This window comes from Gillisella vitis, assembly GCF_021559775.1.
GTDB classification, from domain to species: domain Bacteria; phylum Pseudomonadota; class Alphaproteobacteria; order Rhizobiales; family Rhizobiaceae; genus Allorhizobium; species Allorhizobium ampelinum.
In genome coordinates, this window is record NZ_CP056047.1 from 1,377,312 (window position 1) to 1,392,802 (window position 15,491).

The window sequence follows — 15,491 nt, forward strand, 5'->3', positions numbered from 1 at the left end:
GCCAATGTGCCAGCACTGCGAAAACCTCGACGACGAGGAGGACGAAAGGCCGCGCCACAGAGGCCGGAACTATCACGGACCCTTTCGCAAGACGCCGGACCGGTTGTTGGGCATGGGGCTGATCCGGCTTTACCAGCTGACGCTTTCCAGCCTTGTCGGCAGTCATTGCCGGCATTCCCCGACTTGCTCGGAATATGGTTATGAGGCCATCGCCCGCCATGGATTGTGGAGTGGCGGCTGGCTCACCCTGTTTCGGGTCGGGTGCTGCGGCCCCGGCGGCACCTGGGGCGTGGATGATGTGCCGCATACCCTTGGCACCCGCTTTCGGTTTTGGCAGGTCTGGAGCCTGTGGACATTTGGACGCAAGCGTCCTTCAGGGCATGTTTCATGACGGTACCGGAAGAATACCGTCAGGCGTCGCGCGCGCGACGATCAGGTTTTGGCGCTTCGATATCCTTGCGGAATAAGCTTTACTGAAAAGACGAATTTCAGTATTCAGCCGCTTCAATCCCGGCCATTTGCGCCGGTCATTTTTACCACCCGCATTGGTTGGCGGGACTGGATCAGGAGCCTTTAAAACATGTCCGACACCGTTTCCCTTACATTTCCCGATGGTTCCGTGCGCAGCTTTGCGGCTGGCGCGACCGGTCGTGATGTTGCCGAATCGATTTCCAAGTCGCTGGCCAAGAAGGCCGTGGCCATTGCGCTCGATGGCGTTGTGCGCGACCTTGCCGACCCGGTTGTCGATGGAAAAATCGAGATCGTCACTCGCGCCGATCCGCGTGCGCTGGAACTGATCCGTCACGACACCGCCCATGTTCTGGCCGAAGCGGTGCAGGAATTGTGGCCCGATACGCAGGTGACCATCGGCCCAGTGATCGAAAACGGTTTCTATTACGATTTTGCCCGCAAAGAGCCTTTCACGCTGGATGATCTGCCGAAGATCGAAAAGAAGATGAAGGAAATCATCCAGCGCAATCAGCCGTTCCGCAAGGAAGTCTGGTCGCGTGAAAAGGCGCGCGAAGTGTTTGCCGCCAAGGGCGAATCCTACAAGGTCGAGCTGATCGATGCCATTCCTGAAGATCAGGACATCAAGATCTATTATCAGGGCGACTGGTTCGATCCTTGCCGTGGACCGCATATGGCCTCCACCGGCCAGATCGGCACGGCCTTCAAGCTGATGAAGGTGGCCGGTGCTTATTGGCGCGGCGATAGCAACAATCCGATGCTGACGCGCATCTACGGGACGGCCTTTGCCGAGCAGGAACAGCTCGACAATTACCTGCACATCCTGGCGGAAGCCGAAAAGCGTGACCACCGCAAGCTGGGCCGTGAAATGGACCTGTTCCATTTCCAGGAAGAAGGCCCAGGCGTGGTGTTTTGGCATGGCAAGGGCTGGAAAATGTTCCAGTCGCTGACCGCCTATATGCGCCGTCGGTTGGCCAACACCTATCAGGAAGTCAACGCGCCGCAGGTGCTGGATAAATCGCTCTGGGAAACCTCCGGTCACTGGGGCTGGTATCAGGAAAACATGTTCGCGGTGAAGTCCGCCCATGCCTTTACCAATCCGAACGATCCGGAAGCTGACCAGCGCGTCTTTGCGTTGAAGCCCATGAACTGCCCCGGCCACGTGCAGATATTCAAGCATGGGTTGAAGTCTTACCGCGAACTACCTGTTCGTCTTGCGGAATTTGGTCTTGTACATCGCTATGAAGCATCGGGTGCTTTGCATGGCTTGATGCGTGTGCGCGGTTTCACGCAGGATGATGCGCATGTGTTCTGCACGGAAGAGCAAATGGCGGCGGAATGCCTGCGGATCAACGATCTGATCCTGTCGGTCTATGAGGATTTCGGCTTCAAGGAAGTCGTGGTCAAGCTCTCGACCCGTCCGGAAAAGCGCGTCGGCTCCGACGAACTTTGGGACCGCGCCGAAAGCGTGATGACCGAAGTGTTGAAGGCCATCGAAGAACAGTCCGGTGGGCGGATCAAGACCGGTATTCTGCCGGGCGAGGGCGCATTCTACGGTCCGAAATTCGAATATACGCTGAAGGACGCGATTGGTCGTGAATGGCAATGCGGTACGACGCAGGTGGACTTCAATCTGCCGGAACGTTTCGGTGCCTTCTATATCGACCAGCATTCGGAAAAGACCCAACCGGTGATGATTCACCGCGCCATTTGCGGCTCGATGGAGCGGTTCCTTGGTATTCTGATCGAGAATTTTGCCGGTCACATGCCGCTGTGGTTTGCGCCCTTGCAGGTGGTGGTGGCGACCATTACCTCCGAGGCTGACGACTATGGCCGCGACGTAGCTGAACAGCTGCGCGATGCCGGGCTCGAAGTGGAAACCGATTTCCGCAACGAGAAGATCAACTACAAGGTCCGCGAGCACTCGGTCGGCAAGGTGCCTGTGATCATCGTTTGCGGCAAGCGCGAAGCGGAAGAGCGCACGGTCAATATCCGCCGTCTCGGCAGCCAGGATCAGGTGTCGATGACGCTGGATGAGGCGATTGCCAGCCTGGTCGATGAGGCGACGCCGCCGGATGTGAAGCGCAAGCGGGCGGCCAGGAAACTGGCTTAAGGGTCTGTTTAAAGCAAGGGGCGGGGTTGCCGCCCCTTGCTGATCCCGTCAATGACTGGGCGTGTATGGCAGCGATGAATGCTGGATATTGATTTTCAGATGGCCATCTGCGGTTTTGATAAAGCCCATTGTGTAATCGGCTTTGGTCACTGAGCCGTCCTTGGCGGTGAAGTAGTAATTGCCCATGGAGATTGCTGTTTTGCAGTCGTAGATGATGGCGTGGTTTTCAAACCGCACATTCGTATAGGGTGTCAGCGCAAATCCGTGGTCTTCCGCCAGCCTTCCGGTGACGAAATAGGATAGCGCGTCTTCAGGTGTATCTCGAAACTCAACCACGGAAGCCTTGGTCGGCTTGAACAGGACGGTTCCTTCCTGATAGCCATAGGTGTCGGCTATGAATTTTTTTGCCGCCGTTTTTGCGTCTTCAGCGGCGCCAATTTCGACCAACCCTTTGCCCCATCTCTCCTCTGCCTGTAGGACATCGGTTTCGCTGATTGCTGCGGGGCAGTTTTCAGCCCGGCTTGCGCCTGATGACATCAGAACCGATGTCATTACAAAAGTTAAAAATATAAATTTCTCTATCATTTAATAATCCAATATTTGTACTGTAAAATTACATCGATAAGGATCTGGTATTTTGTTGTCGGATAATAGATGGGAAAAATGCCGAGCTTTGAATCTCAAAAAATGCTTTTAGATAGTTTGGTTTGTGAGTTGGTTGCTTGCCAATTTTTCGAGAAAAAAGGAGCGGCTACGTCAATGGTTTGATATTCAAAAGTCAATCAATTGAAAAGAAAGAGAATTTTCTGTAAGCCTTCCAACGACAACGACATTGTAACCATCATTAATCCCACGCAGGACCATCGCCTTGCTCAATGCCATCGCCCATGCTGAATTGATCGCGGTCCTCACAGCTGTGACTGGGGATGAACCGCGGGTCATGACGGTGCGGGGTGGCGATGCCCTGCCGTCCGGTCCGTTCGAGCTTGGCCATCGCAGCTTGCAAGGCGGGTTGCGGGAATGGATTGAGGATCAGACCGGGCATCCGGTCGGCTATCTGGAGCAGCTCTACACCTTTGCCGACCGGGATCGTGACACGGATGTCGGCGGTGGGCGGACGATTTCGATCAGCTATCTGGGTCTGGTGCGCGAACAGGCAGCGCCCGGCGCCGGACGGCCCGGCTGGCATGGCTGGTACGAATATTTCCCCTGGGAAGACCGTCGCAACGGGCAGCCGGAGAGCTTGGCCCGCATTCTCGATGCTCTTCAGGCCTGGGCAGTGGCCGATAGCAGCCGGCGCGAACATCGCCAGCGCCGGCTCGATTTTTCCTTCGGGCTGAATGGCATGGATTGGAACGAGGATCTGGTCTTGCAGCGCTATGAGCTGATGTATGAGGCCGGTCTCGTGCAGGAAGCCGGTGCTGCGGAAGCCTCGGGCCGTGCGATGGTCGGCGATCACCGCCGCATCCTGGCGACCGGCATTGCCCGTCTGCGCGCCAAGATCAAATACCGCCCTGTCGTGTTCGAGCTGATGCCGGAAAGCTTTACGCTTTCCCAGTTGCAACGCTGTGTCGAGGCGCTGGCTGGTCTGACGCTTCACAAACCAAATTTCCGCCGTCAGATCGATCAGCAGGAACTGATCGAGGAGACCGGCGACATGGCAAGCGAGACGGGCGGACGCCCGGCAAAACTTTTCCGCTATCGTCACGCCGTGTTGGAAGCCCGCGCCTTGTCCGGCTCGAAGCTGCCGCTGTCTAGGTCATAAGTCACTGATATTAAAAGATTTAATGCGGTGCAATCTTCCGTGTGGATGTGCATCAGGGGTCGTTTTGTCGTTTTCATAAAAATAATTGTCGTGCGATTGACATAAACTCCAATCGAGAATAACTCTTGGCTTGAGGATATACTCAAAATGAGTAGAAAAGGGAAAGCCAATGAATACCGCCCCTTCACTGTCAGCACTCTATAACCGGGTCTCCCGCGTTATTCCGAAGGCCGAGTGGATGTCTTTCGAGGATGACATCGCAGCGATCCTGGAGCTGAAGAAGCGCCGCAATGCTGTGATCCTTGCTCATAACTACCAGACGCCGGAGATTTTCCATGGCGTTGCCGATATTGTCGGCGATAGTCTGGCCTTGGCCCGCAAGGCGATGGAGGTCGATGCGGATGTGATCGTGCTGGCAGGCGTGCATTTCATGGCCGAGACCGCCAAGCTGCTTAACCCGACAAAAACCGTGTTGATTCCCGATATGGCGGCGGGCTGTTCTCTGGCTGATTCGATCACGCCTGAGGATATTGTCCTGTTGCGTGCCGCCCATCCCGGCGTGCCTGTGATCACCTATGTCAATACGTCTGCGGCAGTGAAGGCGGCCTCCGATATCTGCTGCACCTCCGGCAATGCAAAGGCCGTGGTCGAAAGCCTTGGTGTGCCGAAAGTGCTGATGATCCCGGACGAATATCTGGCCCGCAACGTGGCGCGCGAAACCAATGTCGAAATCATCGCCTGGCACGGCCATTGCGAAGTCCACGAACTGTTCACCGCAGGCGATATTGCCGAGCTGCGCGAGGCCAATCCCGGCGTTGTCGTGCTTGCCCATCCCGAATGTCCGCCGGATGTGGTTGCGGCGGCAGATTTTGCCGGATCGACAGCGGTAATGTCGGATTATGTCGCCAATCATAAACCTGCTCGTGTCGTGCTACTGACGGAATGCTCGATGAGCGACAATGTCGCTGTCCATCATCCCGATGTGGATTTCGTACGGCCCTGCAATCTCTGCCCGCATATGAAGCGGATCACGTTGGCCAATATCCGCCAGGCACTGGAGGAAAACCGTCAGGAAGTGACCGTCGATCCCGCCATTGCCGATGACGCGCGCCGGGCGGTGGAAAGGATGCTGGCAGTATGAGCACGCTGAATACCACGGGGGATCGGGTCATCGTGATCGGCAGCGGCTTGGCCGGCCTGGTAACGGCGCTCAGCCTTGCGCCGCAGCCTGTCACCATCGTCACTCGCGCTGCTCTCGGTGCGGAAACCTCCAGCGCCTGGGCGCAAGGCGGCGTTGCCGCCAGCATGGGGGGTGACGACAATGCAGCCCTGCATGCTGCGGATACGCTGGCGGCAGGCGATGGGCTTTGCGATCCTGATATCGTCGAGATGATCACATCGGCTGCCCCTGCGGCGATTGCCATGCTGGAACGGTTCGGCGTCCGTTTCGACAGGAATGGCGATGGTGCGTTGGCGCTGGGCTTGGAAGCCGCCCATGGCCGTCGTCGCATTGTCCATGCCGGGGGTGACGGGTCCGGCGCGGAGATTATTCGGAGTCTTGTGGCTGCGGTGTTGGCCACGCCATCGATTTCCGTGATGAGCGGACTTCAGGTGCGCCGCCTGCTGGTCGATGCAGGCGGGATAACGGGATTGCTCTGCGCCTCGGCGTCAGGACCGGTGCAGATTGCCGCTTCGCGGGTGATTCTGGCCACCGGCGGCCTTGGCGGTCTTTACGATGCCACGACCAATCCCTCCGGCAATTACGGACAGGGCATCATGCTCGCTGCCCGCGCCGGTGCGGTTTTGTCGGATATGGAGTTTGTGCAATTTCACCCGACGGCGCTGGATGTTCCCCTCTATCCGCAGCCGCTGGTGAGCGAAGCCGTGCGCGGCGAGGGCGCTGTGCTGGTCAATGAGCGTGGCGAGCGCTTCATGGCCTCCACTCCCGGAGCTGAACTTGCACCTCGCGACGTCGTGGCGCGGGCGATCAGCGCAGAGCGGGCCAGGGGAGGTAAGGTTTTCCTCGATGCCCGAAAGGCGCTTGGCCGCGATTTTTCCAGCCGGTTTCCCGCCATCGACGCTCTCTGCCGGGCGGCTGGCATCGATCCGTCGTCGCAACCAATCCCGGTACGGCCCGCCGCGCATTATCACATGGGCGGTGTGGAGACCGATTGTTTTGGCAGAACCTCGGTTGCCGGTCTCTGGGCGGCAGGCGAGGTGGCCTGCACCGGTCTGCATGGCGCTAACCGGCTGGCTAGCAATTCGCTGCTGGAAGCGGCAGTGATGGGTATGCGGGTCGCAGAGGATGTAGCGGGCATGTCGCCCCGTCAGATAATGCCTTCCGGGTCGCAAACCTTGCCGCCTGCCGATGATATCACACCGGTCCGGGCGATTGTCTCGGCCCAGCTTGGCGTCTTGCGCGACGAGCGCGGCTTGCAGGCGGCAATGGCGGATCATCTGCCACTCGTTGAAGCTGGCGGACCGGCCAGCGATCCGGCTGTGGTGGCGCTGCTGATTGCCGTGTTTGCCCATGCGCGACGCCATTGCGCGGGCGCTCATGCGAGAACCGATTTCCCCCAATCCCGCCCAGACCCTCTGCGCCAGCGCATGACGCTGGATGAGGCCCTTTCCCTTGCCCAAGATACCGTTTCCCCTGCCTTGCAGCCCTATGCCCGGAGCGCCTGACATGTTTGTTCATTCCCTGCCGCACGTCATCGTTGAACCGTTGGTGCGCAATGCCCTCTCGGAGGATCTGGGACTGGCCGGTGATATCACCTCCATGGCGGTCATCCCGGCGGACCATCGTTCGACGGTGCAGATCGCCAGCCGCCGGGACGGGGTGATTGCCGGGCTTGATGCCAGTGCCATCGCCTTCGAACTGGTCGATCCCGGCCTGGTCATGACCTGCCATGTCAACGATGGCGCTGCCGTCAAGGCGGGCGATGTTCTTGCAACGATTTCCGGCTCCTCCCGCAGCCTTCTGACCGGCGAGCGGGTGGCGCTCAATTTTCTCGGCCATCTCTCAGGCATTGCCACGGTGACGAGCCAGATTGTCGACGCTGTTTCCGGCACCAAGGCCGCCGTGGCCTGTACACGCAAAACCACCCCGGGCCTGCGGGCGCTGGAGAAATATGCAGTGCGGATGGGGGGCGGAATGAACCACCGCTTCGCGCTCTACGATGCCGTGCTGATCAAGGACAATCACATCGCCATTGCTGGTAGCGTCACCCAGGCCATCCTGCGGGCGCGGGCCGGTGTCGGGCATATGGTCAAGATCGAGGTGGAAGTCGATACGCTGGCGCAATTGCACGAAGCGATGGAGATCGGTGTGGATGCCGTGCTTCTCGACAATATGACGCCGGAGCAATTGCGCGAGGCGGTGGAGATTGTCGCAGGCCGCTCCATCACCGAGGCCTCCGGCGGCATCACACCGCAAACGGCAAGGGCTGTAGCGCAAAGCGGTGTCGATTTGCTATCGGTCGGCTGGATCACCCATAGCGCGCCGGTGCTGGATATCGGCCTGGATTTTGTCGAGGCGGAATGAGGGGATCTAGTTGGTGTCGTATCCGGCTTGCTGCTGAACATTCTGCTGGCTGTCTTTCAGCAGCAGTTCGACATCGGCGTTTACCCCGGCCTTGACCTGAAATTCCTTCTGGTAGATCCGGTCCTTGTTGCGGGCAATAGCAGTGTAATTGCCTTCGGACAGAACCAGAACCGGATAGGCGCTGACGCTTTCCGCCACGGCATCGCCGGACGAGGTCAGGATCGACCAGGCTGTATCGGCAATCGCCTCACCACCCGGTTCCGAGACCAGCTTGAAATTCATCTGGGCGGCGCGGTGCTGGAGCGTCGCCTCGGTAATCTTGCCCGCCTCAACCTTGATATCGGCGCGCACCAATGCATTGACCTCGCCATATTGCGAGACGACGTGATAGGTGCCGGAATTGAGGCTGACGAGGGTGTTGGGCTCGATATTATCCATGATCAGGCCGCGATCATTGTCTTCAGGCCCATCGCCTGCGTAGATTTTGAATTTCAGTTTCGATGGCTTGATCCGGGTATCGGGGCCGGAAACCGCATTCAACACCATGCCGCCAGCATCCAGCACCATGACCTGCTTTTGCACCTCGCCGTCGGTAGGCACATCGAGCTTGCGGGTAACGCCCGCCCGTCCAAAGGACACGTTGACGAAATAATCTCCGGGCGCCAATTGCAGTTCCGCCGAGCCGCCCTGGCTGCTGGCGACCATCGGCAATTTGCCGTCGCTACCGGCTATCGGGCTATAGACCCGCCATTCCAGGCCTTGCTGCAAGGGCTGCCCCTCATTGTCGAGCTTTGCCTCAAACCGGATGAGCTTGGAATGGGACTGGGGGGCAGGGGCAATCGGCGTGGAAAACGCATTCAGCTTCGGCATTTTCGCCGTGCTATCCAATTGCTTGAACGATTTGAACGCATCCTCGGCCATGCCGGGTCCGGCGCTTGCCGCCAGCAGCGAGGCCGCGAGGATCAGGGGAAGACGGCAGGAAAAAGATATCATATGAATGCCCGACCGATTCAACCGCGATGATTGGCGTGTTGATCGGCTGGTACTACAATCCGACCGCCAAGGCAAATTCAAGGCTTGCAATTTCCTGAATTTTCTACTCCAGTTTTGCAGTATTCGGGCTCCGAATTCCGACGCTTTCGCATGGCGGGCTTTCGCAACGACTGATGTGACTTTCTTCAAGGCTCCGCCGATCTTCAAGGAAAAGACGTTAACATGTACGAACATATCACCCTTCTCGATTATTTGGCCACCCGTCGTTCCGTTCCGGCTTTTCAGATGTGCGAGCCCGGTCCCTCCAGACTAGAGCTTGAATCTATCCTAAAGCTTTCGGTGCGCGTCCCCGACCACGGCAAGATCGCCCCCTGGCGCTTCATCGTTTATCGCGGCGATAAGCGGGTTGAAATCGGCGAGGCGCTGCTGGCCATGGCGCTGGAGAAAAAGCCGGAGCTGGATGAGGAGATGATCAAGGTCGAGCGCGCCCGCTTTACCCGCGCTCCTGTCGTGATCGGCGTGATCAGCACGGCGGGACCGCATCCCAAGGTGCCGGAATGGGAGCAGGTCATGTCGGCGGGTGCCGTGTGCCTCAATCTGTTGATGGCGGCCAATGCCCATGGCTATGTGGCCAATTGGCTTTCCGAATGGTTTGCCTTCGATGAAAAGGCCTTTCCTTTGCTGGGCATCAAGCCGGGCGAGAAGGTGGCGGGCTTTATTCACATGGGGTCCACGACATTTCCGATTGTCGAGCGCCCGCGTCCGAGCATAGATGACGTGGTCAGTTGGATGGGAGACACGGATTGATGTTTTACGAAACCAAGACCAACGCCCATGGCATGGTGCATGATCCGTTCAAGGCCGTGGTCTCGCCACGTCCTATCGGTTGGATCGGGTCAAAAGGCCGGGATGGATCGTTCAATCTGGCGCCCTATTCGTTTTTCAACGCCATTTCCGACAAGCCGAAAATGGTGATGTTTTCCTCGGCTGGCCGCAAGGACAGTCTGCGTAATGTGGAGGAAACCGGTTGTTTCACCGCCAATTTCGTCAGCAGCGACTTAGGCGAGGCCATGAACCGGTCTTCGGCACCGGCAGCTTATGGCACGAGCGAATTCGAACTTGCCGGGCTGACCCCCGTCATGGCCCGGCTGGTGGACGCACCTTATGTGGACGAAGCCTATGCCGTGTTGGAATGCAAGGTTACCGAGGTGATTTCTCCGAAGACGCTTTCGGGCGAACCCAGCGAGAATTTCGTGGTGTTCGGCGAAGTGGTCGGCATTCATCTGGCCGACAGCGCCATGCGCGATGGCCGGTTCGATGTGACGCTTGTGCAACCCCTGTCACGGCTGGGCTATCTGGACTATGCGGCGGTGACTGAAGTGTTTCAGATGGTGCGGCCCTCAAAGGCCTGATTTTTGAGGCAAGGCGGCACGGATCATCGTGATCGCTGTGCTGCTGTCGCCCATCAGGGCGCTGAAGCCTCGCTTGACCAGATCGGCTGCGGCATCGGTATCTTCCGGGCTGTAAGGCTGGACGAAGGCAGGCAGATTGGCGCTGGCGGCGGCCAGTTGCACAAGGCTGCGGCAGGTTTCCAGAACGGGCTGGGCATGGCGCGGCGTCTCGGCCTGGATGGCGGTGACGACCGCTTTTTCATCCAAGCCAAGGCCGATCAACCGAGCTGAACTGGCTGCGATGGCGGATGCCTGGAAAAAGCCGGAAGGATCGCCGCCGAGAAGAGCAATGAACGGTGTGCTGCCATCGGCAAGTGCAGCTCTCGCTTCCTCGACCCGCAAGAGCGCATCCAGCCGCTGGCTATCGGCGGCGGTTGCTGCATCCGTCAACATCAGCCCATCCGGCTTCAGAGCCATCACCTGGGCGAGAAGAGCGGCGAAGTCGTCATGGTCAAGCCGGGCGGAAAGACTAAACAGTACGGGCGGGGTGGATGATGGCGCTTTTTGCCGCCAGCTACCATACAGTGCAGTGGGCTCGTTGCCGCCAAAAACCAATGCATCTGGCGCGGCAGGTGAGGTCTGTTGTTCTGTCTTGATCAGCAATAGCGCCCGACACGGTTTTCCCTTGAAGAAAAACAAACCCAGATCCTCCCGAACTTCATGGTTAATCGACATGGTGAACCAATCTTAAACTTTTCTCGCATACCATAATGGCAATGGGTCGGGTTTTGTTTTGATTGGGGTTGTCAGTGCTTGTAAAGGCTTTCTTTCGCTGGTCAGAAACCGCAAAGGCGTGCGACCGGGCGAAGGCCGCCAATGCGCTGGGCCGGGCCTATCTCCATTCCCCGATGACCGAAGACGACCGGCGCTCCACCTATGTCGCCATGACCTATCTTCTGGACGATCCCTCACCCAAAGTGCGGCTGGCACTGGCCGAGGCTCTGGCCTGTTCGGCTGAAGCACCGCGCGCCATCCTGATCTCCCTATGTGAAGACCAGCCGGAGATCGCCTCGCGGGTCATTCTCTGCTCGCCCGTGCTGCAAGACCGTGACCTGGTCGATCTGGCTGGTCGAGGCAGCGGTATGACACGCGCCTTCATTGCGGCGCGTCCCCAGCTTTCCTCTGCCGTTGCCGCTGCCCTCAGCGAGATTGGCGACGTGCCGGAATGCCTGGTGCTGCTCGATAGCCCCACCGCCGCTATTTCGCCTTTCAGTCTGCTGCGACTGGCCGAGCGCCACGGCGCACATGAGGCGGTGAGGGGCGTATTGCTGGAGCGCCTGGACTTGCCGAGCCGGGCGAGGCACCTGCTGGTTTCACAGGCCAGTCAGGCGCTTGCCGCCTCCGGCCTGCTGCGGTTTTCCCTTGGAGAAAGCAAACTCACACGACTGAACCGCGAAATTGGCGTCAGCGCAGCCGCGGTGATTGCCGGTGAGGTCAGCTTCGATGAAATTCCAGATCTTGTCGAGCAGATGCGCGTCAATGGCCAATTGACGCCCGCCTTGCTGATCGAACTGCTATGCCGGGGCAAGGTCGATTTCTTTGCCAGCGCCATCGAATCGCTGAGTGGCTTACAGGAGCGCCGGGTGCGCTCGATTCTGGCTACGGGACGCATGCATGCTGTGCGAGCGCTGCTTCTGTCCGCCGGTCTCGACCACACAATCGCACCGCTGTTCGTTGAGGCTGTGCTGCTTTGGCGTCACGCCGTGCAGACGGCGACCCATGGTGAGATCGGCAGCATTTGCCAACCGCTTCTCGCCAAGGGTAGCAAGCTGGCCTCTTGTGAGGCGGCGCGCCAATTGCTGGATCTGGTGGAAATCATGCTTCATCAGGACGAACGCCGACGGGCCCGCCAATATGCCGCACATCTTGTGGTCGACGCAGCCTGACCTGTTCCGGCGGGCGATTTGATTGCTGGTATGCGGGTTATTTGGTCAGCTTTTTTGCCGCCCAGGCATAGGTATCGGTGACCACATGCACCGGGGTGGTGAACACCATCTTGATATCCTCCTTGCCGGGCAGAACCTGTTTTACACTGTTGATGGCACGGTCTGCCAGAGACCGCTTTTCAGCTTCCGGCACAGGATCGGTTGGCGTTGCTGGGACCGCTGTCACGGTCGTCTGGGGAGGTGTCACCGTCTGCTGCTGGCAAAAGGCAACGACGCTGGGGAAATTCACATTGGAATATTGCCCCAGAACATTTTCCGAATCGCGATTGCACAATTCCACCGAAACCCAGCGCTGCTCGGCAGTGGCGATATACTGGCATTGGCTGACGCTGTCATTGCATCCCAGAATGGTCATGATCACGAGTGAGGCTTGCATCGGCACGTCCTTCCAGTCAGTAAAGTTATCAGTAACGCAACAAGATTGGCGCAACCAAGGCCAATCAACCCTCAGACAAAAGATTATAATGCATAATCTGTTTTGTACGGTTGGGTTGGTTTTTCAGGATCGATAGATGTCTGTGAACATTCCCCTTTTGGCAATCACCATTGAACCGCCCCGCCAGCCCGATGTGATCCGCTTGCTGGATCTCTCCGATGCTTATATGGCTGCACTCTATCCAGCGGAAAGCAACCATCTTCTCGATGTGTCATCCCTGGAAAAGCCTGATGTCCATTTTTTCGTGGCGCGCCATGAAGGGCAGGTGGTGGGCTGCGCCGCCATTGTCGAGGCTGGCGATGGCACGGCGGAGATCAAGCGGATGTTTGTCGACCCGCAATCAAGAGGGCTGTCGCTTGGCAAGACGCTGATGGCGGCATTGGAAGACCAGGCAAAAACGCTTGGCCTTGAAGCGTTGCGCCTCGAGACAGGCATCAGCCAACCGGAAGCGATTGGTCTTTACCGAAAAGCCGGTTTTCAGGAAATTCCGCCCTTTGGCTCATACCGTCCCGATCCGCTCAGCCTATTCATGGAAAAACGTCTGGAAAATCCCGTCGTTTGAATCGCTAAGCGCAAAAACACTTCGTTACGGTTCAAATATCCAAGTTTTCCGCAAAGGCGGCCCGCTCCTGAATAAACCGGAATCGGGCTTCCGGCTTAGTCCCCATCAATGCATCCACGGCATCACGGGTGCCTTCGAAATCGACGTCGTCGATCTCGACTTTCAGCAGCATCCGCTTGGCCGGGTCCATGGTGGTTTCCTTCAACTGCGCCGGCATCATTTCGCCGAGACCTTTGAAGCGACCGATTTCGACTTTCTTGCCTTTGAATGTGGTTTCCATCAGTTCGGCACGGTGGGCGTCGTCGCGGGCATAGACGGTCTTTGCGCCCTGACGGATCACATAAAGCGGCGGCACGGCGAGATAGAGATGATTGCCCCGGATCAGTTCCGGCATTTCCTGATAGAAAAAGGTGATCAGCAGTGAAGCGATATGGGCGCCGTCCACGTCGGCATCGGTCATGATGACGATACGCTGATAGCGCAGGTCTTCATCACGATATTTCGTCCGTGTACCACAGCCGAGCGCCTGGATCAGGTCGGCAATCTGCTGGTTGGCCATCAGCTTTTCACGGCTGGCGCTGCCGACATTGAGGATCTTGCCGCGCAAGGGCAGAATGGCCTGGTTGGAGCGGTTGCGGGCCTGTTTGGCCGAGCCGCCAGCCGAATCACCCTCGACGATGAACAGTTCCGCGCCCTCGGCGGTGTTCTGGGCGCAATCCGCCAGTTTGCCGGGCAGGCGCAGCTTGCGCACCGCTGTCTTGCGATTGACTTCTTTTTCCTTGCGCCGCCGCAGCCGTTCCTCAGCTCGCTCGATCACCCAGTCGAGCAGCTTGGCTGCTTCATTCGGATTGTCGGCCAGATAGTGGTCGAACGGATCGCGCAGAGCGTTTTCGACCAGACGCTGCGCTTCTACCGTCGCCAGCTTGTCCTTGGTCTGGCCGACGAATTCCGGCTCGCGGATGAAAACCGACAGCATGCCGACCGCCGAGATCATCACGTCATCAGTGCTGATCTGCTGGGCGCGCTTATTCTGGGTCAGTTCGGCATAATTCTTCAAGCCCTTGGTCAGTGCAATGCGCAAACCGGCCTCGTGCGTGCCGCCTTCGGGCGTCGGGATGGTGTTGCAATAGGAATGAACCTGGGGATCGCCGCCATACCAGGTAATCGCCCATTCCATCGCACCATGGCCGCCGGTCTTTTCGGTCTTGCCCGCAAAGATTTCGCGGGTGACGGTAAATTCCTTGCCGAGGGTCGCGGCCAGATAATCCTTCAACCCGCCGGGGAAGTGAAATACCGCCTTATCCGGAATGTCGCCGCCGGTGGTCAAAATCGCCGGATCGCAGGACCAGCGGATTTCCACGCCACCGAACAGATAGGCCTTGGAGCGGGCCATGCGGAAAATCCGGCCCGGATCGAATTTCGCGTGATCACCGAAGATTTGCGGATCGGGGTGAAAGCGCACCCGCGTCCCACGCCGATTATGGACATCGCCCAATTCTTCCAGCCCGCCCAACGGCACGCCACGCGAAAAACGCTGGCGATAGAGCTTGCGATTGCGTGCCACTTCCACTTCCAGCAGATCAGACAGCGCATTGACGACGGATACGCCGACGCCGTGCAAACCACCCGAAGTCTCATAGGCCTTGCCGTCGAATTTGCCGCCCGCATGCAGCTTGGTCATGATCACTTCAAGGGTGGATTTGCCCGGCACCTGCGGATGCAGCTCGACGGGAATACCACGACCATTGTCGGACACCGTCAGGAAGCCTTCGGCATCCAGATGGACATCGATGAAATTGGCATGGCCAGCCACCGCCTCGTCCATCGAATTGTCGATCACCTCGGCAAAAAGATGGTGCAGGGCCTTTTCGTCCGTGCCGCCGATATACATGCCGGGACGCATCCGCACCGGCTCAAGCCCTTCCAGAACACGAATGGAGGACGCGCCATAATCGTCGGGATTGCCGGTGGAGGCGGGCGTGGCTGAGCCGAAAGCCACTGCCTTGGCCGGGGTTTCCGGTTGGGCGGCAGTAACAGCAGCCGTCACATCGGCAGCACCTTTCTGCGTCTTCGCCGCCTTGGGGGGCGTTGACGGCAGGGCGGCGAAAAGGTCGTTGTTATCGTCCATGATCTTGTCTGTCATTTGCTTGTGGTCTTCAGCGGAGCACCGTGAAGAATTCTGTCTTGCGATAGGGCATATGCCCATCCGTCCC

15 protein-coding genes are annotated in these 15,491 nt (G+C 58.4%); 10 read left to right on the plus strand and 5 right to left on the minus strand.

All coding sequences use genetic code 11. The annotated features are described in order from the left end of the window. The first annotated feature begins 4 nt into the window (after nucleotides 1-4). Together yidD and thrS are read left to right on the plus strand one after the other, a co-directional pair. Complete coding sequence (yidD, locus tag AVCG78_RS06505) at nucleotides 5-391, plus strand: membrane protein insertion efficiency factor YidD (protein ID WP_156601533.1); 387 nt, start codon at nucleotides 5-7, stop codon at nucleotides 389-391. A gap of 189 nt (nucleotides 392-580) precedes the next feature. After that, complete coding sequence (gene thrS, locus AVCG78_RS06510) at nucleotides 581-2,581, plus strand: threonine--tRNA ligase (protein WP_071206654.1); 2,001 nt, start codon at nucleotides 581-583, stop codon at nucleotides 2,579-2,581. Between the two features lie 48 nt (nucleotides 2,582-2,629). Here the strand turns inward: thrS and AVCG78_RS06515 are convergent, their stop codons facing one another. Next, nucleotides 2,630-3,118, minus strand: coding sequence for a hypothetical protein (locus AVCG78_RS06515; RefSeq protein WP_234665109.1), 489 nt, complete (start codon nucleotides 3,116-3,118; stop codon nucleotides 2,630-2,632). Nucleotides 3,119-3,449: 331 nt separating this feature from the next. On the opposite strand from AVCG78_RS06515, the gene AVCG78_RS06520 reads away from it, so the two are divergent. The 4 genes from AVCG78_RS06520 to nadC all read left to right on the plus strand — a co-directional run bounded on the left by AVCG78_RS06520 (nucleotide 3,450) and on the right by nadC (nucleotide 7,890). Then, nucleotides 3,450-4,346, plus strand: coding sequence for an NUDIX hydrolase (locus AVCG78_RS06520; protein ID WP_139191558.1), 897 nt, complete (start codon nucleotides 3,450-3,452; stop codon nucleotides 4,344-4,346). A gap of 169 nt (nucleotides 4,347-4,515) precedes the next feature. Continuing rightward, a complete protein-coding gene (nadA, locus tag AVCG78_RS06525) occupies nucleotides 4,516-5,487 on the plus strand; it encodes a quinolinate synthase NadA (RefSeq protein ID WP_071206648.1) in 972 nt (323 codons plus the stop codon). Beyond that, nucleotides 5,484-7,031 carry an L-aspartate oxidase gene (locus AVCG78_RS06530; protein WP_071206646.1) on the plus strand — a complete coding sequence of 516 codons (1,548 nt, stop codon included), beginning with the start codon at nucleotides 5,484-5,486 and terminating at the stop codon, nucleotides 7,029-7,031. The genes nadA and AVCG78_RS06530 overlap by 4 nt, the downstream gene beginning before the upstream one ends. 1 nt (nucleotide 7,032) lies before the next feature. Beyond that, the gene (gene nadC / locus AVCG78_RS06535) at nucleotides 7,033-7,890 is read left to right on the plus strand and encodes a carboxylating nicotinate-nucleotide diphosphorylase (RefSeq protein ID WP_071206644.1); all 858 of its coding nucleotides are present in this window, start codon (nucleotides 7,033-7,035) and stop codon (nucleotides 7,888-7,890) included. A gap of 6 nt (nucleotides 7,891-7,896) precedes the next feature. Here nadC and AVCG78_RS06540 read toward each other — a convergent pair whose 3' ends face one another. Continuing rightward, complete coding sequence (locus AVCG78_RS06540) at nucleotides 7,897-8,883, minus strand: hypothetical protein (protein WP_015916009.1); 987 nt, start codon at nucleotides 8,881-8,883, stop codon at nucleotides 7,897-7,899. Nucleotides 8,884-9,105: 222 nt separating this feature from the next. Here AVCG78_RS06540 and AVCG78_RS06545 point away from each other — a divergent pair, with 222 nt between their 5' ends. After that, nucleotides 9,106-9,690 carry a nitroreductase family protein gene (locus tag AVCG78_RS06545; protein ID WP_070164689.1) on the plus strand — a complete coding sequence of 195 codons (585 nt, stop codon included), beginning with the start codon at nucleotides 9,106-9,108 and terminating at the stop codon, nucleotides 9,688-9,690. Next, nucleotides 9,690-10,295 carry a flavin reductase family protein gene (locus tag AVCG78_RS06550; RefSeq protein ID WP_071206642.1) on the plus strand — a complete coding sequence of 202 codons (606 nt, stop codon included), beginning with the start codon at nucleotides 9,690-9,692 and terminating at the stop codon, nucleotides 10,293-10,295. Before AVCG78_RS06545 ends, AVCG78_RS06550 begins: the two co-directional genes overlap by 1 nt. On the opposite strand, the gene AVCG78_RS06555 is transcribed toward AVCG78_RS06550, so the two are convergent. Next, nucleotides 10,284-11,009 carry a hypothetical protein gene (locus AVCG78_RS06555; RefSeq protein WP_071585118.1) on the minus strand — a complete coding sequence of 242 codons (726 nt, stop codon included), beginning with the start codon at nucleotides 11,007-11,009 and terminating at the stop codon, nucleotides 10,284-10,286. The two genes, AVCG78_RS06550 and AVCG78_RS06555, sit on opposite strands and share 12 nt — an antisense overlap. Before the next feature lie 74 nt (nucleotides 11,010-11,083). Between AVCG78_RS06555 and AVCG78_RS06560 the strand changes: the two genes are divergently transcribed. Further along, nucleotides 11,084-12,220, plus strand: a complete 1,137-nt coding sequence (locus tag AVCG78_RS06560; RefSeq protein WP_071206638.1) for a DUF2336 domain-containing protein — start codon at nucleotides 11,084-11,086, stop codon at nucleotides 12,218-12,220. Between the two features lie 37 nt (nucleotides 12,221-12,257). On the opposite strand, the gene AVCG78_RS06565 is transcribed toward AVCG78_RS06560, so the two are convergent. Next, nucleotides 12,258-12,656 carry a hypothetical protein gene (locus tag AVCG78_RS06565; RefSeq protein ID WP_015916014.1) on the minus strand — a complete coding sequence of 133 codons (399 nt, stop codon included), beginning with the start codon at nucleotides 12,654-12,656 and terminating at the stop codon, nucleotides 12,258-12,260. A 136-nt stretch (nucleotides 12,657-12,792) separates the two neighbouring features. Between AVCG78_RS06565 and AVCG78_RS06570 the strand changes: the two genes are divergently transcribed. After that, the gene (locus AVCG78_RS06570) at nucleotides 12,793-13,278 is read left to right on the plus strand and encodes a GNAT family N-acetyltransferase (protein WP_087728107.1); all 486 of its coding nucleotides are present in this window, start codon (nucleotides 12,793-12,795) and stop codon (nucleotides 13,276-13,278) included. 31 nt (nucleotides 13,279-13,309) lie between these two features. On the opposite strand, the gene parE is transcribed toward AVCG78_RS06570, so the two are convergent. After that, complete coding sequence (gene parE, locus AVCG78_RS06575) at nucleotides 13,310-15,421, minus strand: DNA topoisomerase IV subunit B (RefSeq protein ID WP_156582739.1); 2,112 nt, start codon at nucleotides 15,419-15,421, stop codon at nucleotides 13,310-13,312. Between the last annotated feature and the right edge of the window lie 70 nt (nucleotides 15,422-15,491).

What these genes read in the sequence shown, in the direction of transcription:
- yidD (WP_156601533.1), top strand. Translation starts at nt 5, where the DNA reads ATGTGCCAGCACTGCGAAAACCTCGACGACGAGGAGGACGAAAGGCCG.
- thrS (WP_071206654.1), top strand. Translation starts at nt 581, where the DNA reads ATGTCCGACACCGTTTCCCTTACATTTCCCGATGGTTCCGTGCGCAGC.
- AVCG78_RS06515 (WP_234665109.1), bottom strand. Translation starts at nt 3,118, where the DNA reads ATGTCATCAGGCGCAAGCCGGGCTGAAAACTGCCCCGCAGCAATCAGC.
- nadA (WP_071206648.1), top strand. Translation starts at nt 4,516, where the DNA reads ATGAATACCGCCCCTTCACTGTCAGCACTCTATAACCGGGTCTCCCGC.
- AVCG78_RS06530 (WP_071206646.1), top strand. Translation starts at nt 5,484, where the DNA reads ATGAGCACGCTGAATACCACGGGGGATCGGGTCATCGTGATCGGCAGC.
- nadC (WP_071206644.1), top strand. Translation starts at nt 7,033, where the DNA reads ATGTTTGTTCATTCCCTGCCGCACGTCATCGTTGAACCGTTGGTGCGC.
- AVCG78_RS06540 (WP_015916009.1), bottom strand. Translation starts at nt 8,883, where the DNA reads ATGATATCTTTTTCCTGCCGTCTTCCCCTGATCCTCGCGGCCTCGCTG.
- AVCG78_RS06545 (WP_070164689.1), top strand. Translation starts at nt 9,106, where the DNA reads ATGTACGAACATATCACCCTTCTCGATTATTTGGCCACCCGTCGTTCC.
- AVCG78_RS06550 (WP_071206642.1), top strand. Translation starts at nt 9,690, where the DNA reads ATGTTTTACGAAACCAAGACCAACGCCCATGGCATGGTGCATGATCCG.
- AVCG78_RS06555 (WP_071585118.1), bottom strand. Translation starts at nt 11,009, where the DNA reads ATGTCGATTAACCATGAAGTTCGGGAGGATCTGGGTTTGTTTTTCTTC.
- AVCG78_RS06565 (WP_015916014.1), bottom strand. Translation starts at nt 12,656, where the DNA reads ATGCAAGCCTCACTCGTGATCATGACCATTCTGGGATGCAATGACAGC.
- AVCG78_RS06570 (WP_087728107.1), top strand. Translation starts at nt 12,793, where the DNA reads ATGTCTGTGAACATTCCCCTTTTGGCAATCACCATTGAACCGCCCCGC.
- parE (WP_156582739.1), bottom strand. Translation starts at nt 15,421, where the DNA reads ATGACAGACAAGATCATGGACGATAACAACGACCTTTTCGCCGCCCTG.